Source organism: Lactobacillus sp. ESL0679 (assembly GCF_029433515.1).
In the GTDB taxonomy this organism is placed as follows: domain Bacteria; phylum Bacillota; class Bacilli; order Lactobacillales; family Lactobacillaceae; genus Lactobacillus.
The window spans coordinates 52241-72425 of sequence record NZ_JAQTIG010000006.1 but is presented as its reverse complement, the minus strand read 5'-3'; the positions used below and the strand labels follow the sequence as shown (position 1 = coordinate 72425).

Below are 20185 nucleotides of genomic sequence, written 5' to 3'. Positions count from 1 at the left end.
ACCTAGTCTTCATCAGCAGCGGCAGTGTAAACATTTTGCACATCGTCATCGTCTTCTAAGGCGTCAACAAGGTTAGCAAATTGTTCCTTCTTATCTTCTGGTACTGGTGTAGTGTTCTCAGGAATCATCGTTAATTCAGCATTGGCAAGCTTGTAGCCAGCCTTTTCTAAAGCATCACGAACTTGTGCCAATTGCTTAGGATCAGTATAAATCTCGTAAACTTCATCGCTTGTTTGCAAATCATCGCCACCGGCATCCATTACGTCAAGTAACATTTGGTCTTCATCGGCATCGGTTGTTGTCCGGTCAATTGCAATGTAACCCTTACGGTCAAACATGTAAGCAACTGAACCAGTAGCACCAAGTGAACCACCATTACGCGTAAAAGCAACACGAACTGAAGAAGCAGTCCGGTTCTTATTATCAGTCAAAGCTTCAACAAAGACAGCAACACCACCTGGTGCGTAGCCTTCGTAAGTAATCTCATCGTAATGCTCATCTGAATTTCCTTCAGCCTTCTTGAGTGCGCGGTCAATGTTAGTCTTAGGCATGTTGTTAGCACGAGCTTTATCCATTACCATCCGCAAGTTAGGATTCCCTGAGGGGTCAGGACCACCATTCTTTGCAGCCATATATATCTCACGAGATAGTTTTTGGAAAATTTTACCTCTCTTAGCGTCTTGCGCATTCTTGCGGCCTTGAATATTGTGCCATTTTGAATGTCCTGACATAAGAATCCTTCTTTCTTTATTTGTAGTTATTAACGATAATAATCTTAACTCACAGCAGCACAAAATTCAATACTAGCAGCAACTTCAGCCAAAATTATTCTCAAATTAAATCATTTTAAGATTATTCTAACTAAATATCTTTATTTTGGGTCTAGTCAGACACTGTAATAATGGTAAAATAGAACACGTTAATTATTTTTAAAGGAGATAATCTCAGTGGATGAAATAGGTTCAAACAAGAAATATATTTCGTGGCCGGTGTTAACTCTGATGGCTTTTTGTACTGTTATCGGCTTAGACGATATCATGTACAACTTTCAAAATCAGGGAATGCCTGTTGTCACTTCATGGATTATCATGTGTATTTTTTACGTGATTCCATATTCTTTAATGGTTGGTCAATTAGGATCAGTCTTTAATAAGGAAGGTGGCGGGCTATCATCATGGGTCCGCGGAACAGACGGCGAATTTTTAGGCTACTTTACCGCTTGGACATACTGGGCAGCCTCAATTCCTTATGCAGTTGATTCAGCTAACACAATTATCGTTGATATTGGCTGGGCCGTTACTGGCTCCGGCAAGTTTCAGGACCAAATTTCAAACAAGAACTTTGCTTTGATGACTTTTGCCATGTTCATTATCTTCATTATTGTTGAACACTACTTCTCAAGATCAATGGAAGTATTATCAACAATTGGCGGTGGCATGATGCTGATTATGACCTTTATGTTTGTCTTTTTAGCCTTTGTTGGACTAAGCAAATCCGGTGGTCACATGGCAACTACCAACTTCTCTTGGCACTCACTCATTCCTAAGTTTGACATGCATTACTGGACTACCATTGCCATGCTAATCTATGCCCTCAATGGTTGTGAATTAGTTGCGCCATACGTTACTAAAATGAAGAAGCCGAAATCCGACTTTCCGAAAGCAATGATTGCCCTAGCAATCATGACCATCTTTTTAACCGTCTTTGGTTCATTTGCTCTTGGTATTTACTTCAATGCCAATCATATTCCAAATGACTTGAAGATGAACGGTGAATATTACGTCTTCGACATGGTTGGTAGGCAATATGGTCTTGGTAAGGGGCTACTCTATCTGTGGTCTTGGACATCCGTCTTTTATAACGCTGCTCTTTTAGCCGTTTTACTAGATGCCATGACCAGAATGTTGATTTCTGATACCGGTGACAAGTACATGCCAAAGTTCTTACGTAAAAAGAACAAAAATGGGTTACCAATCAACGGCTATATCTTAACTGTTGCCCTGTCAGCTTTCATCATGTTACTTGGTATTTTCTTACCTAACATGAATGACATTTTTAACTGGTTATTAAACCTCAACGGGATCATCTCACCAGGTGTTACTTGCTGGATTTTCTATTCCTTCATGCGAATTAGAAAGAACTCCAAGAAGTTTTCGTCTGACTATGTCTTTATCAAAAACGATAAATTGGCTTATCTTGCAGGGTTCTTCCTATTAATAGTTACGGCTGTCGCAACTGTTTTAGGAATTGCCCCGCTGGATGTTAAACAGTTCAGCAGTTACTGGTGGTATGAATTAATCATTAATATTGTCGCAATTGTTGTCTTAATCGGTCTAGGCGTGATTTTGCCAAGTATCAGACGACGTGAGGAAGAATATGGCATTGCCTTCAGTCGCAATCAATGGATTACAATGTTTGTCCTGATTATCGGCTCAATTGTTCTTGACCTCTACCTTGGTGGCCACAACATTGGCATGATTAATTTGGGTCAATTGAAATTAGGCTTGAATATTATCATTATCGTTATTGAAGCCATCTTAGCAGTCCTATTTTGCTGGTTAGTTGGCAGAAAAAAGCCAAACAATGCCAAGATTAATTAAATATTTTAAAAGCAACCTCATACTGAATGTGGGGCTGTTTTTATTTGTAAAAGAATGATCAATATCAATTAAAACATTATTGCAACTACTATATAATAACTTTAAGACATAGTTAAGGAGAAGAACATGAAAGAGATTCCTTTTAAGGCCGTTGCCGTTGACATGGACGGCACCTTTGTAAATGATGAAAAGACATTTGACCACCAACGTTTTGATAAAATCCTAACCGAATTGCGCAAGCATCATATCCACTTCATCGCTTCCAGCGGGCGACCATTATCGCGCCTGCAAAAAGACTTTTATGGCTTTTTAGACCGGATAGATATTGTCGCTGACAATGGCTCCATTTTAACGCAGGACAACAATATTATTTTACGGCACGTTTTTACTTATCAAACGGGTATTAAATTAATCAGTTTTATCCAAAAAAATTACCCGACAACTGAAATTACTGCTAGTGGACTAGAGCGTTCCTATCTTAGTAAACAAGCTTCCGCAAAATTTAAAAGTTCAATGCACTTTTTCTATCCTAATGTCATTGAAGTCGCGGACTTAACCGACTTGCCAACTAGCGACAATCTGACTAAACTAACCCTTAACTGCGATGCAAACTTAGCCAGTGAACTTGAAGCAAGGTTTAACCAAAACAGCAGCGAGCGAATCCACTGCACAACAAGTGGTTTCGATAATATTGACGTAATGCCTAATGGCGTTAACAAAGGACAGGGCATCAAATACTTTCTGCGTTATTTCAACGTTAAACCAGAAGAACTAATTGCCTTTGGTGACGGTATGAATGACAAAGAGATGATTGAACTCGCCGGCTTTAGTTATGCGATGAAGAACGGCAATCCTAAACTAAAGGAAATTGCCAAGTACGAAGCACCAAGCAATAATGACATGGGTGTATTGCAGGTTCTAGAAGAATATTTAAAATAAATTTTATTCTTTCAGGGAGTGAATTTACATGAGCTACATTGAGGTAAGACATAATTTTAAAAAATATCAAACTGGTGACACAGAAGTATTGGCCAATAATGATGTTAGTTTTTCTGTTGAAAAGGGTGAACTCGCGATTATTCTGGGAGCATCTGGTGCCGGCAAGTCCACTATTCTTAATATTTTGGGTGGGATGGATACCAACACTAGCGGCGACGTCATCATTGATGGTCAGAATATCGCCAAGTATAACAAACGGCAATTAACCACGTACCGCAGAAATGACATTGGCTTTGTTTTTCAATTTTATAACTTAATTCAAAATCTGACGGCTAAAGAAAATGTAGAACTTGCTTCAGAAATCGTTAAGGACGCATTAGATCCGGTACAAACATTGATTGATGTTGGCTTGCAAAAGCGCATCAATAACTTTCCAGCTGAACTATCTGGCGGTGAGCAGCAACGCGTGGCAATTGCCCGTGCAATCGCTAAGAACCCCAAAATTTTGCTCTGTGACGAGCCAACTGGTGCTCTAGATTATGAAACTGGGAAGAGTGTCTTACAAATTATTGCTAATATGAGCCGGGAAAAAGGCGCAACGGTGATTATTGTTACGCACAACAGCACCATTGCGCCAATTGCTGACCGTGTGATTCACTTTCACGATGGCCAAGTTACACAAATTGAACAAAATCCCAACCCTGAAGCAATCGCCAATGTTAAATGGTAAAGAAGGCGCATCACGATGAATAAAGTGGTTTGGCAAGATTTTTGGCAGTCAATTAAGCATACTAAAGGACAATTTTTATCGATTTTTGGCTTAATGATGATTGGTGCTTTCGCTCTCGTAGGCTTGATGGTCACAGGACCAGACATGCGCGACACAGGAAATCATTATGCTCAAACGCTCAAGACACCGGATTTAACAGTTATCAGCAATTATGGCTTAGATAAACAGGATACTAAGAAAATCCGGCACGCTGCTGGGAGCCAAACTGTCGAATTTGGCTACATGACAGACGCTGTGTTAAAAAATAGCCATGAAAGCTGGCGCCTTTTTTCAAAACCGCAAAAGATTGGTCGCTACGAACTGCGCTCTGGTCGTTTGCCACGAGCCAAGGATGAAATTGCCGTTGCTGCGCATTTTCAAAAACGATACAAATTAGGTCAGACAATTGCTTTTACCGAAAAGAAGAGTCTCTTAGGTACAAAAATGTTGCGGCGGCACCAATTTAAGATTGTGGGATTTATTCGCTCCAGCCAAATATTATCTAATATCAATCTTGGTCAAAGCAATAGTGGCACGGGCGAATTAAAGGGATACGCCGTTGTTCTGCCCGCCGATTTTGACCAGAGTATCTACACAACGGCTAATCTAACTTATCGCAATCTGCGCGGAATTGATTCTTATGGCAAGCTTTATGCCGCTCGACTTAACGACCACAAGCGCACACTTGAACACACTCTAAAGACTGAAGCTCCTAAACGCAAACGGAGAATTGTTGCCGCAACTCAGCAAAAATTAAAGGCGCAAACAACTAAAATCACAGCTACTAAAAGCAAAATTCAAACTGAACAGCAAAATTTAATTACTGCGAAACAGGATCTACAGCTGCAGCAAACGCAGCTTACAGCTCAGGCCAGCCAAATTAACAATCTTGCACCCGCTCAGCAAGCGCAATTAACTGCAGCTAAGCAGGAATTAACGGCTAAGACGCAACTATTACAGAAAAAAGAACAGCAGTTAACTCACGCTGCTGCCCAAGCAAAAATCAAACTGGCGGCTGGCGAGCACCAAATTAGGCAATCACAAAAATTGCTTGATAAATTGCCAGCACCTACCTATCGCGTTTATAATCGTCGCGAAATACCTGGTGGCGAAGGCGACCTTGTATACAGCACGGTGGCACAAGTCGTTGAGGACCTTGCCAAAGTCTTTCCTATTTTCCTGTATTTTGTTGCCGCACTAGTCACCTTCACAACGATGAACCGGTTCATTGATGAGGAACGAATCAACTCTGGCACTATGAAGGCCCTCGGCTATGACGATTATGTCATCATTAATAAGTTCATTCTGTATGGCTTTCTTGCGGGAACGCTCGGGACAATTGCTGGTGTCTATTTGGGACACACATTAATGCCCCAAATTGTTTACCATGCTTATTATCAGTCACTAACCTTGCCGCCAATTGAAGAACATTTTCACTGGCAAATCAGTCTAATTGCGCTCCTTCTTGCTTGGGTCAGTTCGGTTTTACCAGCATACTTAACCGCTAGAAATGAATTTAAGGAAAAACCCGCAGCACTCTTGTTGCCCAAGCCACCATCTGCGGGTTCCAAAATTTTATTAGAAAAAATCCCGTTCATTTGGCAGCATCTCAATTTCACCCATAAAGTCACTGCGCGCAACATTTTTCGGTATAAAAAGCGCATGCTTATGACCATCTTTGGTGTTTGTGGCTCTGCTACTCTACTCTTTACTGGTTTTGCCGTAAAAAACTCAATCAGCAACATGAATGACCGCCAATTCAATGACCTCATCCACTACAACTTGATTGTTGCTCAACAATCGCCGATTTCCGCTAGTGAAAAGACAACATTAAATCGCCAGCTCAAAGATACTAGCGTCAAACAAGAAATGCCAATCTATTATCAGTCCTTGACCAAAATTGCTGGCAAAAATGGGGACACACAAGACATCACAATGATTGTGCCACAAGACAAGAAACAATTTCACCAGTATCTGTATTTAGACCAGCGCCAAACTAAACGACCAATCTCATTGACTAATCAAGGAATCGTGATTTCGGAGCGACTTGCTAATTTATTAGGAGTTAAAGCTGGCAAGCACATTACTCTAACCGACCAAGATAATCACCAGCGCACAATGAAAGTCGCCGCAATTACAGAAATGTACATGGGGCACTTTGCATTGATGACGCCGGCGGTTTACCAAAGTATCTTTGGCAGGCGATTTAAGCCTAATGCCAACCTTGTCATTCTCAAAAATGGCTCACGTCAAAATACTCGCACTATGGCTGCTAAGTTTATGAAATTAAATGGTGTGAGCGGCGTCGTTCAAAATACCGCAATCAGTCAGGAACTTGATGTCGTCGTCCAATCGCTAAATATGATTATGCTTGTCTTGATAATTGTAGCGGGATTGCTCGCAATCGTAATCTTGTACAATTTAACTAATATCAATATCGCCGAACGGATTCGTGAGCTTTCAACTATTAAGGTCCTTGGCTTTTATGATAATGAAGTAACAATGTACATTTATCGCGAGACAATATTGCTGACTTGTATCGGAATTTTGGTCGGCTACTTGACAGGCGACTTGCTTTACCAATACATTCTCTATGTTGTGCCGCCAGCAAATGTCATGTTTAACCCAGCATTGTCTGCCGATAGTTTTCTTTGGCCGTTAGGCGTTGTCGGGGTAATTACGATTGCACTCGGCTTTATTGTTAATCATAAATTAAAAAATCTTGACATGTTGGCAGCTCTAAAGTCTGTTGATTAAACCAAAAGAAGGATTTCCTAAATAAGAAATTCTTCTTTTTTTATGAATCTTGATCAATGTGCCGTTTAATCTCTGCTATTACGGGACCCTTGGCATCAGCATATTCTTGAACAGTCGTCCAAGACTTTTGAGCTAATTTTTGTTTAGTCTGCTGATACTTTAATCGATCAGCGGGATTATTGCGCAGCCAATCGCGAAAAGCTAATAAATCATGTGCTTCTTTACTATCTGGTCCGTATACATGCACGTGAAACTGCTCATTTTGATCAATTAACATCCTGTGCTCTTCTTGCTCTGGCTCGCGAATCCGTAAAAATAAACCTACCTGCTCTAATTGAGGCAAATAAGCCGATTCATCCGCAGGTTCTGGAACAATCAACAAAATATCAATAATTGGTTTAGCAGCAAGCCCAATAATCGAAGTTGAACCAACGTGTTCAACTTTTAAAGCTGTTTTGCCAAGCATTTGTTTAATCATCTTTTGTTCCCACGCAAACTTCTGCGGCCAAGTAGAATCATCATCAACTAATTTAATTGGCTGATTTGTTTTCACTTTACCAATCGTTACGTGCTGTAAATACTTAAATGATGTCATCTCATCCTCCTTATTTATTAAAAAGATCTAGCACAAAAATAAAACTATGTTATAATTTTTCTCATAGACTTAATGTTACATCAATTTGTTCTTCAAATTAACCTGTAATCATCCGATCGATAATCACACCTTCCTTTTTAGTGATTGATCAAATTACAACTTAATTGACGGAGAATAATTTTTTGGAAAATATATTATCAGTTAAACACTTAAAAAAGATTTATCAAAACGGACAACAGTCATTTGACGCACTTGTTGACGTTTCTTTTACAATTGCTAAAGGCGAAATTGTTTCGCTCTTAGGACCTAATGGTGCTGGCAAAACCACCACCGTATCAATTATTGGTGGCTATTTAATTCCTACTTCTGGGCAAGTATTTGTTAATGGCCAAGAAATTACTACTGCAAAAAGACGACCACGAATGGGCGTTTCTTTTGGTGGCGAATTGGGCTTTTATCGCAACGCAACTGCTAGGCAAAACCTTGCTTTCTTTGCCGACTTAGCCAAAATTCCTTATCGCCAGCAAAAAGATGAAATTAAACGCGTTCTAGAAATTGTGGACTTAGAAAATGTTGCTGACAAAAAGGCTGGCACATTTTCAAAAGGGATGACACAAAGATTACATATCGCCCGAGCACTTTTAGGTCAACCTAATTTGCTCTTACTTGATGAACCAACAAGTGGGCTTGATGTTGAAATTGCCAAGAGCATTCGTGACACAATTAAATATTTGGCAAATAGCGGGATCAGTATTTTACTAACTAGCCATACAATGAGCGAGGTTGAAACCTTGGCTGACCACATTGTTTTACTCGGCGGCGGTAAAGTCTTTGCCACTGGTAGTGTTAACGATATTGTTAACTTGTCAAAAGTCAGTCACATTGACAGACCAGCAACGCTAGAAGAATCCTACTTAGCCTTAGCACCACAGTTAAGGAGGAAGTAACATGCGTTTTATTCGTTTATTCCTCTTTCACTTTAAAGATTATCTGTCTGACCAATACTTTGTTTGGTTGACACTTACCAGCACTACCGCGATTTTTTTAATGCAGTACACCATTGCCTACGCCAATCATAACTTGGATAATCCCATGTTGTGGCTGCAAAGCGGCATTTTTGGGATGTGGTCATCCTGTACAACAGTCGCTGGCTGCATCAGCTTTGAAAAATACAAGGGAACTCTACCTTATTTATTGAACAATCAATACGATGAGCGTGCATCCCTAATCACACTCCTATTACCCGCTTCTGCTTATGGCCTGTGTGCCTTTCCGCTCAGCTTTTTATTAGCCAAAATACTTGGCGTTGCTACCGGCAGCATAAATTTACAATTAATCCTGACTATTTTTCTGTTATGGCTTGGCGCAGCCATCATGGGAATGCTAATTGCCTCATTTTTAACATTAACAGCCGATGCAATGGTCTACGAAACATTAATTGGAACACCAATTGTCTTGTTAGCTGGCTTATTTGGCAATAGCAAAATTCTAGAACCTATAACTAATTTTTCACAATGGCTAATTCCAATCACTGCACCCATTGCAACGTTAACTCGACAAGTCACTTTTAACTGGTTGTCGTACGGCGTAAGTCTTTGCCTATGGCTGCTTTTAATTAATATTATTGTTCAAAGAGTTAACTTTTTGGCTAGAAAGAAAGGAGCTCTGAAGATTCTCTAATGATTGCTACCCAATTTTCTTCACTATCTTTCTTAAATAACTGGCGCACAAAACTAGTTTACTTTTTCTTAACGCCGCTCATCGACCTCCTATTGCTAGTCCTAATTACAACGCAATACACTGGGACTTTTAATTGGAGCGTTGGTATTGCATCGATTGCAATTGATGCCGCACGACTATCCTTACAAACAATGAATGAGTTACTGGTTAAAGATGCAAACTTGTGCATCGATTTTGAAATGATTACTCAGCGCCCCTTTAGCCCGCGCTATTGGCTTAGTAAAGCAATCGTAGCCTTGATCATCGGCTGTTTACTAGCGATAATTAACCTCTTTCTTGCCTTCTGCTTTGGCGCACCACTAGCGATTATCATTCGCGCTTTAACACTATTACCCTTACTTTGCATTGATGGCATTATTTTAGGTTTTACAGCTTGGACAATTTCGTGGCAGATGAATGACCCTTATTTTGCCCAAAATCTGTTTAGTTCATTAATTGAACTCGTTTCCGGCATTTTGGTAATTATCACGGCTTACCCAGCTTGGCTAGCAAAAATTGCTGTGCTATTTCCCTTTTACGGACCAGTTAACTTAATTAAAACTGGACATGGTGCCCTTACAGCAAGCTATTTTACAATTATTATTTGGTTGTTTATCGGCATCATTGCTTATCTCGCTCAACTTAAGCAAATTCGACAAACTAAGGGACATCGGTACTAACAATGATTCGACATGCAAAAATAACAGACAGTTCAGTCATTCAGAAAATAAATTGCGAGCAGCTCGGATATGACTATCCGCTAACTAAGACGCAAACCAACATGCAACATTTGCTCGCTGACCCCCACCATTTAATTTTGGTAGCAGAAGATGCTCACGCAGGTAAAATCACAGGTTATGTCCACGCAGAACTTTATCAAGAAATTTACTTTGACCTCATGCTCAACATTATGGCACTAGCTGTAAGTAGTGATGCACAACACCGCGGTATCGGCACCGCACTAATGACTGCAGTTGAAGAATATGCCAGCGAAAAGCAAATCACAGCAATTCGCTTAAATTCGAGTACTAGTCGAACTGGCGCACATCAATTTTATGCTAAAATCGGTTACTCTTTTGATAAAACTCAGAAACGCTTTTCAAAAAGATTACCAAACAAGCTCAATTGAAAACAGTATGCCATTTAAATATGTGCTAAAAGTATAAAAAAAGTATAAAACAAATAAGGACTGATTTTTATGCCAGAAAAAATTATCAAGAATCCTTTTCTGGCCTAAATTATAATAAAGCCTGAAATTAAGCAAATCCAAAAAAAGGTCTTTGACTAAAAACTGTGTTACACAGCAATTAGCAAAGGCCTTTTAGATTAAGCAAATTTTATAAATACGTTTAAAATTGATTGACAACTAATTAAGCAAGCAAGATTGCATCATCTTTTAACTCCGCGCCAACATGCTTTTGGAATAGTTCCATCAATTTGGGCACCGTCATTTTTTTCTTTTCTTCTCCAGCAAGATTTAATGCTACGCGACCTTGATGAAGCATGATAAGGCGATTACCATAACGAATGGCATCTTCCATATTATGTGTAACCATGAATGCTGTTAACTTTTGCTCACTGATTAATTTTTCAGTTAATTGCATTACCGTAATCGATGTTCGCGGATCAAGCGCTGCCGTATGTTCATCAAGTAAAATTAAATCTGGTCGTTGCAAGGTGGCCATTAATAGCGTAATTGCTTGTCTTTGGCCACCAGAGAGTAACCCGATTTCGGCATCTAAGCGATTTTCTAAATTTAAATCAAGCTGAGCAAGTTGCCGCTTGAAAAACTGCCGATCCTGTCTTTTAACACCAGCACGAAAACCGCGATGCTGACCGCGCTTCATTGCTAAAGCCAGATTTTCTTCAACCGTTAATCTAACAGCCGTTCCCATCTTAGGATCCTGAAAAACGCGACTGATATTCTTGGCACGTTTAGTAACGGGTAGCTTACTAATGTCGGTACCATTTAAAATAATTTGCCCTTCTTGAATGGGTAAAGTTCCCGCAATGCTATTGAGCAAAGTTGATTTTCCCGCACCATTACTGCCGATAATTGTTACAAAATCGCCGGCTTCTAATTCAAGGTTAACTCCACGCAATACGTGATTTTCGTTGACAGTCCCTCGTTCAAAAGTTTGGTGTAAATTTTTAATTTTCAGTACTTGAGCCACTTTTATTCTCCCCTTTATTTTTGCGCGATAATTTAAAATTAGGTAAAGCCAAACAAACAATTAACACTAAAGCTGAAGCGAGTTTAGCATCTGAAGGTTCAACGTTCATCTGGAAAACTAAGGCTAAAATCAAGCGATAAATAATTGCCCCAATGACTAATGTCAGCATTCTCCCCCCAATTGCCAAATTACGAATTAATACTTCAGCAATAATGATTGAAGCTAGTCCAACAACAAGTGTACCAACTCCAGAATTGAGGTCAGCAAAGCCATTGTTTTGAGCTAACAGTGCGCCTGAAAGAGCAATGCAGCCATTAGAAATCATGTAGCCCCAGATTTTCATATTTTGTGTCTTAATGCCGTTAGCAGCACTCATTTCAGTATTGTCGCCAGTTGCCCGCATCGCCAAGCCGATTTCAGTTCTAAAAAATATCACTAGCAGTCCAATTACTAATAACGAGATAATTAGCCCCGTAACAATGACGGCGTTGTTGTGAGACAGGCCCAAGTTTTGTGCCATAGTGAAAATAGTTGCCTTGCCCAGAAGCGAAACATTGGCAGCGTTGAGCATTACTCGTGAAGTTATCGAGTATAAACCAGTCATCGTGACAATCCCTGCTAATAGTGCCGGAATCTTTAACTTGGTATTTAAAATACCAGTGACTAGACCAGCAACCATGCCACCGCCAAAAGCAGCAAGTGTTGCTAAAATTGGGTTAACACCGTTAATTAAGCACATTGTGGTAATTGCACCACCTAAAGGAAAACTGCCTTCAGCAGTCATATCTGCTAAGTCAAGAATCCTGAAGGTCAGGTAAACCCCAATTGCCATCAAGGACCAAAGCAATCCTTGCGAAGTTGCCGAAAGAAATAAATCCCAAAAAGTATTCATCATATTTGCTTATCCACTTGCCTTTCTATACTATTTAGGTGCCTTAATCGACTTGGGATCAATTCCTAGGGCCTTAGCCATCTTCTTATTAACCACTAATTTTAAATTGGTAGCTTTTTCAACAGGCATATCTTGAGGTTTTGCCTTGTCTGACAAAATCTTAGCTGCCATTTTACCTGTTTGTCTTCCTAGAGATTCATAATCGATTCCAATTGAAGCAAGACCACCATTTTTAACCTGCTCAGTTGCACCAGCTACTAACGGGATTTTCTTTTCTTTTACGACCTTACCAATCAGTGAAGCTGCAGAAGCAAAAGTATTATCAGTTGGAACATATATTCCTTGAACTTTATCAGCCAAAGTTTCTGTTACTTGTTGCACATCGTTAGTTGTATTTGCTGTTTTAACTATGACCTTAACCCCGGCCTTCTTTAATGCGGCGATTGCCAAATCAGCTTGGATTTTTGAATTAGCTTCGCCGGCATTGTACATAATACCAATGGCCTTTGCTTTAGGAACAATTGACAACAATAATTTGATTTGCTTATCAATTGAAACCATATCGGTGGTTCCCGTAACATTTTTGCCCGGTTTATCATTTTAATTGACTAACTTCGCAGCTTTTAAATCAGTTACAGCCGTAACAACAATCGGAACATCTTGAGTTGTATTAGCTAAGCTTTGAGCAGCTGGCGTAGCAATGCCCAATAAGAGATCAGATTTTTCATTAACCAACTTGTCACTCATACTCTTTAAATTATCTTGACTATTTTGTGCGTTTTGGTAATCAATTTTCAGATTTTTACCTTCAACATAGCCACCATCTTTTAAGCCCTCTTTAAAACCCTTGTATGCTTCATCAAGCGATGGGTGTTGAACAACTTGCAAAATACCAACGTGTTTAACCGCTGCACTTTTACCAGTCTTATTACTGCTGCAGCCACCTAAAAGCAATAAACTTGCCAAACTAATTCCGGTAATTATTTTTTTAATATGCATTATTTTTCCTCCATCATGTTTCGAAATATTTCAATAAAAAAATACCCACTTAATTCCTAAGTGGATATTTAAAAAATTCATTTTAAATTTAATGTTGCAATTAGCCACTTAGAAATCATGTGACTAATTGCAAACAAACTGCTTTAGCCATCATAGATAGATTCAAACTTACGTTTCGCTTGAATCCAACTAGATGAATCCAAACGTTATCTAAAGAAGCTAAAGAAGCTACGAGTATTCAAATGTAATTTTAGACAATTTCTACTAATCATCAGAATTACCTCCAACTCTCAATGAGAAAATTATAAGATATTTTTTAAATTAAGTCAACAACAAATGAGAGTGATTTGTTACTTCAGATTGTTAAGGTCTTGCCTGCAATCTTTATGATAGATAATTAATGTAATTAAAAATAGTATCTTGGGCAATTAACCTAATATCATAAAATGCAATGTGTAATAGGAAAAACAGAATTGAAACATGATAGAGGTTAGTCAATGAAATTAACAAAATAATCATCATTGCCTCTAAAAAAGCAACAAAGACAATTATTGTAAATTGTGATCTGAACAAAGCTGTATTTTTTATCTTCAATAAATTGAACACCATTTAGTAACATAGATCTCACATCAATAGCAAAAGTCATATCATGGCTCCAGTTATATAAATTATTGGAATTATGATTGTTTAAACAGTAAGCAGAGTGTAAGCAAAAAGCCCAGTTATAGTTAACTAACTGAGCTTTTTGGCTTAACTTAATGGCATTTATTTATATAGTCATATACTTTTATCTCTTAAGCCAGCCAGCAATATCCCATGGAGTAAAGGTATAGTCAAGCTTTCGCTGATAAGCACGTTCGTAAGCGGCAACTTTTTGCTGGTAATCTTGCTTCATCATACGTTTGGAATCGCTATTTGCATCAAGACTAGTATCAGGATAAATTAGCGGTAAAACGTGAACAATATATTTAGTCTGCTGAAAATGTGGTTGGGCTTTTTCTAACTTAGGTAGTGTTTGAATCTCAATAAAGGTTGAAATAATGGGAACATTTTGTTTAGCAGCGAAGTAGTAAGCTCCACGCTGCAATTTACGTGGTTTACGGTAATTCCACCACATCTCTTGTTCAGGATAAATTAAAACCCACTGATTTTTTTCTAGAGCACTGTGCAAATGCTGCGGGAAGTCATTACTAATGTAACTAGCTCTTTTAATTAGTGGAATTGTACCCACGTAATTCATCAAATAACGCAAAATGCCGGGTAATTTTAAGTTAGTATCCTCGATAGCGATTGCTAACTGGTGGTGGGTCTTATTAGCCAGGTGCTTAATTGGTAGCGAATCAATCTGGTTAAAATGATTAGTGGTGATAATAGCACCACCGCGTGGCAAATTTAAGTTTTCAAGCCCAGTAAAGGTAGTTGAAGCGGTTAGAATACTGGTTAAAATATAAAAAAAGAGGTGCCCGACTTTATTATATAGTTTGCCTTTAAAGGTCTGTTGTGTTTGCCAAAAAGAATTAACCAATGTAGTCCGTTCTTGCAGGGATAAAACAGGATCACCAACTTCAACTTTGGCGTTAAAGTCACCTCGTTCTGTTGCCTGTTTGATATTAGCAATTACACGTTCACGATTGTCTCCAATAATCATAAAGTAACTGATCCTTGTTTTTTCACTTGTGCCCAATTTTGTGGGTCGTTAATGGTTTTATCTTCTTTGGCAAGCATGAAGTCAAGTTTATGACTATCACGCTCGCGTTCACGTTCGGTGTAGTTAGCAAATTCTGCTTTTAGTTCAGAATAAAACTTAGTCTCTTGCGCACTATCCCAAAAGTATTGTTCATATTGAATATTGGTAAAATGCCATGGCTTAAAGAAAAGGTTATAGTGGATTAAACTGGGGTTCTTTAGTGGCTCAGTATTTTCATTAGGCATGGCATCCCATCTAGGATCAAGATAAAAAATACGTCCATCACAAATTTCATTCAGATAATCTTGATCTGGCGCAATACAGTCGAAATGATATTTAGTTAATAGCGCTGTAAAGTGCTTAGTGAACTTTTCGTCCCGAAATGCTTGGCTGTTGAGGACTAGGACACCAGAATTAATGTATTTCTTGGGGTCAAGTGCTAAAACTTCTTTAATATAAGTAATCATTTTGGGGACGTATTGGATTGAAGAATCCATGCAAGCCGCAAATAAATTATTACCTAGTTTGGTTTCATACAGTTTGGCGATGTCGTCATTTAGAATAGTATCGGCATCAATATAAATTGCCTTATCATATTGCGGAAACAGGTCAGAAATGAATAAACGATAAAAAATTGACATGGTGAAAAAATCAGCTTTAAGGTAGTTCTCCGGTCGATTTTGAATGGTGGCGACAACGTCATTATCAATTGTGAAAAACTCAATATGAACGTTACTTGTACCAATGTCTCGTAAGTCCTGCTGGTGTGTGGCAGATAGGTCTTGATTAAGAAAGTAAACAGTATAATCTTTGTCTGGATTAACGTGCTTAACTAACGAATTAAGCGAAACTGCCGCATATTTGGTGTAGTCATCGCTGATCGAATAAAAAACGGGAATAGTCATAAATTACTCTCCAATAAAAATTAATCTTGTACTAAATTATCTTTTAGCTGTAAATAACGGTTAAGAATGTCATCGTATTCGTGCAATTTTAGTACCTGATGCACGCGCTCAACCTCCCACGGCTTAACTGTCTGGGTATGAAATAGTGGTAAAAAGCGAAAGCTGGTAGTGAAATGCTGGATGACAGTGTCAGGTTTTAATTTATATTGCTCATTATAACGCCGTGGCGCAATTTTTTTGCTTTGAGCAAAGTGATTAAGTGCTGACTGATCTGGCATAAAAACATTTTTGGTCTGCAAGAGGTGCCGAACTCGTGCAAAAAGTCGTGTGCGCCTAATTTCTGGCATATTTAGCAGCAGTACTCCTGAGTTTAGATAGTCAAAAGCCTTATGCTGGTGTAGATTATGGAAGAAAAAACGCCCCCAGTAGTCAAGCACCCCAATTAATTCGGTAGCTGTTAAGTCTTGCTGATAAAAATTAGTAAGGCCGCGCCGCACAATAACATCTGCATCGAGGTAGAGAATTCTTGCTGGTAATTGAGGAATTTCGTCCGCAAATAGCCGAAGCATGGCATAGGGTGTAAAATGTGTTCCCATATTAGCTAGCGGCGGCTCTTTAACAAATAACCCAGTGCAATCAATTAACTTAAGTGTATTTCGGGGATTTTTCTTAGTTAATAATGAACTAAGATAATCGGCAGCATGCTTAGAAAAGGGGTGGAACTTTTTCTTATAACTTTGCGTATACATCGTCAAAATATAAAGGTGAAGTTCTTGGGCACCAGCATTTTTTAATAAAGATAGGGTAGCAATTAGTATCCCATCTTCCGCATTGTGGTCGCCGCAAAAAAGAATATTCATTAAAGAAACTCCTTAATTTATTTTATGGTAAGTACAGTAAGCATAATCACTAGTTGCCGCCCGCTGTTGCATGGCAGCAGTAATCTGTGTGTGTAATTTATGTTGTGCCTGCTTGTTAGTTAAACTAGTGTCAGGATAAAAGGGACCATCAAGGTAAACCACAATTCGTGGGCGCTTGCCCCGTTTAGGCTGATGATAAGTCGTGGTCATAACTAGACTCGGTGCTTGCAAAGCGACAGGAAAGTGCATACTAGTAGCCGGAAACGGGCGAATTTTGGTGTAATACGGCCAAACATGGGCTTCGGGATAAATAACGACTGCCTTCTTAGCACTGATTACCTTGGTAATTGCCTTAACTAAGTGGTCAAATTGCTTAAAATCACGGCCAACAGGTAAACCGAAGTAAGGTAGGATGAATTTCCCTAAAATAGGAATGCCCCAGTTAGCTTGTGCGCCGATAGCGTAATAATCCCCTGCAGGAATGATCCTTAGTGGTAAAACGACATCGCCAAATGCCTGAGTATGATTGCCAAAGATGAAATAACCTTGCTGGTTAACTGCCTTCAATTTTTCTTTGCCAACTATCTGCACTTTAAGGATAAGTCGCAGATAGATTAAGCTGACTAAATGAGCTAGTGGTCGAATACTTGCTGACCATATTTTGCCAGTCAGGGTAGTTGGGAAGATTTGATAATCATCAGATAAGTGGTAATCTTGCTGGCTGCTGGCAACGACATCGTCAGTTAAGTTATGATAATAATATTTACGTTTAACTATAAAAGCCTTCCTTCAAAAATGTTATTAAGTAATTTTATCATGAATTGCCTAATAATAAAAAGCTACACTTTCAGCTCCAATTTTACTCCAGCCCACTGGCCTTGAACTCAGTCTTTCTCTTGAGTATTTAGAATGGCTTGCCAATTATAATTACTTAAAAGATATGTTTTAGCTTGATCAAGCCAAAAGAAGATTTCCCTGCACCATTAATTCCCGCATACATGTACAAATCTAAGCTCATCTTATAAATTCTTTCGTATTAATTACTTTTTGTTATCGTAATTGTAATGCTCTGTTATAAATAGTATTCCCCCAAAATTTTTATCTTCTGGATTAGTTGATTCTGCCATACGTTCTATTATTTCATCTTCATTTAATTTGACAATCCTTTTCCAAATCATTAGTTTCTTTAAAACTTTCTTTCATTGAAATATCCCCAAATTATAAATCAGCGTTTACGAACTAATTCTATCACAAGGTTCCCTTAAACTTAGTTTTTAACCTTAATAATTCGGCATTTATAATTACCACAATTTATCTAAAAAACTCAATCAAAAAAGGCACTCAACTACTACGTTAAATGTCGTTTTCACATAATTAAATTTTGGCTTTTCCTAATAAAACCGAACTAATGACTACGGATAATGAGCTAAAGGCCATCGCCAGCCCCGCTAATTCTGGACTAAGCACTAATCCAACACCGGCAAACAATCCTGCTGCAATTGGAATGCCCAGAACATTGTAAATGAACGCCCAAAACAAATTGAGTTTAATGCGGTTAAAAGTCTTGCGACTCAATCTTAATGCGCGAACTACATCCATTAGGTCGTTTTTTACCAAAACAATGCCACCTGCATCAATTGCGACGTCCGTGCCGGAACCCATTGCAATCCCAACATCAGCTTGGGTTAATGCGGGCGCATCATTAATCCCGTCACCAACAAAGGCAACCTTGTCAGTTTGCTGCAATTTTTGAATTGCGGCGGCTTTGCCTGTTGGTAAAACACCGGCAATTACTTCATCAATTCCTACCTGCTGAGCGATTGCATGCGCCACTTGTGCATTATCACCCGTCAACATGACAGTCTTTAATCCTGCTGCCTTCAGTTGCGCAATTGCCTTGCTGCTATTCTTCTTAGGTACATCTTGAATAGCAACTAGGCCAATAATTTTGCCAGCTAAGCCAACGACTACAACTGTTTTTGCTTCTTGCTCAAATGTCGCAATCTGTTTTGTCAATTCATCCGAGATTGTGCCAGCAACCGCACTTGCTGGGCTACCAACAAATGCTTCTTTACCATCAATTGTGCCAGTTACACCCTGACCTTCAATTGCACGAAAGTTGCTGACTTTTTGCAAATGAACATGTGACTTTTTAGCAGCTTGCAAAACCGCTGAAGCTAGTGGGTGCTCTGATAACTTTTCCAAGCTAGCCGCAACTGCTAAAACCAGTTCATCACCAACAACATCAGTTACTTGAGGATGCCCTGCTGTAATTGTCCCCGTCTTATCAAAGACAATTGTATTCAAGCTATTTGCGGCTTCCAGCACCTCACCATTTTTAATTAAAATACCCTTTTTGGCACCTAAACCTGTCCCCACCATTAAAGCCGTTGGCGTAGCTAAGCCAAGCGCACACGGACAAGCAATGACTAATACTGACACCGCAAAAACTAAGGCCATTCCTGCACTTTTACCAAGCAAAAGAAACCAGACTAAAAAGGTAGCAATTGCGATAATTAAAACCGTGGGGACAAAAATATCGGCAACACGGTCAGTTAAGTTTTGGATTGGTGCATGACTATTTTGGGCCTTTTTCACGATTGCCACAATTTGCGCCAGCATCGTATCACGGCCAACTTTTTGTGCTTTAAATTCGAAAGTACCATTCTGGTTAATCGTCGCACCAACAACTTGATCGCCGGGCTTTTTACCCGCTGGCATACTTTCGCCCGTGACCATTGACTCATCAACACTTGAAATACCAGAAACAACGACACCATCAACCGGTATCTTTTGCCCCGGTTTAACTTGGATTAAATCGCCTGCCACCACTTCCGCGATTGGCACACTGACAAACTTGCCAGCACGTTTAACCAGTGCATCCTTTGCTTGCAAATTAGCTAGCTTACCAATGGCATCTGACGCATTGCTGCGCATTTTTGCTTCCAAAACTTGCCCGAGCAGTACAAAAGTAATTACAAACGCTGCACTTTCAAAGAAAACTGGCAAGTGCTTGAACATGGCATAAATGCTGTAAACATAAGCAGTTAATGTCCCCAATGAAACGAGCGTGTCCATGTTGGCGTGGTGCTTTTTAAATGATGCCCATGCGCTACTAATAAATGGTCCTGCCGAAATTAACATCACAAAGGTTGTCAAAATTAACATTGCCCATTCTCCGCCAGGGAGCATCCAGCCAGTAAATGGATGAAGCACCATTTCTGCTAGCATTGGCATCGATAAAACTAGTGCTGTCCAAAAACGCGTCGTAATCTTCATTTAGTAGCTC

Annotated in this window: 17 protein-coding genes and 1 pseudogene; 8 read left to right on the top strand and 10 right to left on the bottom strand. The window is 39.2% G+C overall.

From position 1 onward, the window contains the following. Positions 1-2: 2 nt before the first annotated feature. A complete protein-coding gene (locus tag PT287_RS08055) occupies positions 3-731 on the bottom strand; it encodes a YebC/PmpR family DNA-binding transcriptional regulator (protein ID WP_277134054.1) in 729 nt (242 codons plus the stop codon). Positions 732-947: 216 nt separating this feature from the next. On the opposite strand from PT287_RS08055, the gene PT287_RS08050 reads away from it, so the two are divergent. From PT287_RS08050 to PT287_RS08035, 4 genes are all read left to right on the top strand, one after another. After that, complete coding sequence (locus PT287_RS08050) at positions 948-2600, top strand: amino acid permease (RefSeq protein ID WP_277134052.1); 1653 nt, start codon at positions 948-950, stop codon at positions 2598-2600. 126 nt (positions 2601-2726) lie between these two features. Further along, complete coding sequence (locus tag PT287_RS08045; protein ID WP_277134050.1) at positions 2727-3539, top strand: Cof-type HAD-IIB family hydrolase; 813 nt, start codon at positions 2727-2729, stop codon at positions 3537-3539. 28 nt (positions 3540-3567) lie between these two features. Next, the gene (locus PT287_RS08040; RefSeq protein WP_277134049.1) at positions 3568-4269 is read left to right on the top strand and encodes an ABC transporter ATP-binding protein; all 702 of its coding nucleotides are present in this window, start codon (positions 3568-3570) and stop codon (positions 4267-4269) included. A gap of 15 nt (positions 4270-4284) precedes the next feature. Continuing rightward, positions 4285-7065 carry an FtsX-like permease family protein gene (locus PT287_RS08035; RefSeq protein ID WP_277134047.1) on the top strand — a complete coding sequence of 927 codons (2781 nt, stop codon included), beginning with the start codon at positions 4285-4287 and terminating at the stop codon, positions 7063-7065. A 40-nt stretch (positions 7066-7105) separates the two neighbouring features. Here the strand turns inward: PT287_RS08035 and PT287_RS08030 are convergent, their stop codons facing one another. Beyond that, entirely contained in the window at positions 7106-7660 is a 555-nt protein-coding gene (locus PT287_RS08030; RefSeq protein WP_277134045.1) for a GrpB family protein, read from the bottom strand. Between the two features lie 182 nt (positions 7661-7842). On the opposite strand from PT287_RS08030, the gene PT287_RS08025 reads away from it, so the two are divergent. From PT287_RS08025 to PT287_RS08010, 4 genes are read left to right on the top strand one after another with little or no spacing between them, the layout of a single operon-like run. After that, positions 7843-8607, top strand: a complete 765-nt coding sequence (locus PT287_RS08025; protein ID WP_277134044.1) for an ABC transporter ATP-binding protein — start codon at positions 7843-7845, stop codon at positions 8605-8607. Position 8608: 1 nt separating this feature from the next. After that, complete coding sequence (locus tag PT287_RS08020) at positions 8609-9340, top strand: ABC transporter permease (protein WP_277134042.1); 732 nt, start codon at positions 8609-8611, stop codon at positions 9338-9340. Continuing rightward, the gene (locus tag PT287_RS08015; RefSeq protein ID WP_277134040.1) at positions 9340-10059 is read left to right on the top strand and encodes an antibiotic transporter permease; all 720 of its coding nucleotides are present in this window, start codon (positions 9340-9342) and stop codon (positions 10057-10059) included. The genes PT287_RS08020 and PT287_RS08015 overlap by 1 nt, the downstream gene beginning before the upstream one ends. A gap of 2 nt (positions 10060-10061) precedes the next feature. Next, complete coding sequence (locus PT287_RS08010; RefSeq protein ID WP_277134039.1) at positions 10062-10508, top strand: GNAT family N-acetyltransferase; 447 nt, start codon at positions 10062-10064, stop codon at positions 10506-10508. A 241-nt stretch (positions 10509-10749) separates the two neighbouring features. Here the strand turns inward: PT287_RS08010 and PT287_RS08005 are convergent, their stop codons facing one another. From PT287_RS08005 to PT287_RS07970, 8 genes and pseudogenes are all read right to left on the bottom strand, one after another. Beyond that, positions 10750-11553, bottom strand: coding sequence for an ABC transporter ATP-binding protein (locus tag PT287_RS08005; RefSeq protein ID WP_277134038.1), 804 nt, complete (start codon positions 11551-11553; stop codon positions 10750-10752). Next, a complete protein-coding gene (locus PT287_RS08000; protein ID WP_277134036.1) occupies positions 11531-12448 on the bottom strand; it encodes an ABC transporter permease in 918 nt (305 codons plus the stop codon). The genes PT287_RS08005 and PT287_RS08000 overlap by 23 nt, the downstream gene beginning before the upstream one ends. 27 nt (positions 12449-12475) lie before the next feature. Then, positions 12476-13444 (bottom strand): annotated as a pseudogene (locus PT287_RS07995) (ABC transporter substrate-binding protein). A 787-nt stretch (positions 13445-14231) separates the two neighbouring features. Further along, on the bottom strand, positions 14232-15092 hold the full coding sequence (locus PT287_RS07990) for a lysophospholipid acyltransferase family protein (RefSeq protein ID WP_277134035.1): 861 nt from the start codon (positions 15090-15092) through the stop codon (positions 14232-14234). Beyond that, positions 15089-16036 (bottom strand): glycosyltransferase family 8 protein, encoded by a 948-nt coding sequence (locus PT287_RS07985; protein ID WP_277134033.1) that lies wholly within the window; start codon positions 16034-16036, stop codon positions 15089-15091. Before PT287_RS07985 ends, PT287_RS07990 begins: the two co-directional genes overlap by 4 nt. A gap of 20 nt (positions 16037-16056) precedes the next feature. After that, the gene (locus PT287_RS07980) at positions 16057-16896 is read right to left on the bottom strand and encodes a glycosyltransferase (RefSeq protein WP_277134031.1); all 840 of its coding nucleotides are present in this window, start codon (positions 16894-16896) and stop codon (positions 16057-16059) included. A 12-nt stretch (positions 16897-16908) separates the two neighbouring features. After that, positions 16909-17673, bottom strand: a complete 765-nt coding sequence (locus tag PT287_RS07975) for a 1-acyl-sn-glycerol-3-phosphate acyltransferase (protein ID WP_277134176.1) — start codon at positions 17671-17673, stop codon at positions 16909-16911. Between the two features lie 597 nt (positions 17674-18270). Continuing rightward, the gene (locus tag PT287_RS07970) at positions 18271-20175 is read right to left on the bottom strand and encodes a copper-translocating P-type ATPase (protein WP_277134029.1); all 1905 of its coding nucleotides are present in this window, start codon (positions 20173-20175) and stop codon (positions 18271-18273) included. Positions 20176-20185: the final 10 nt, after the last annotated feature.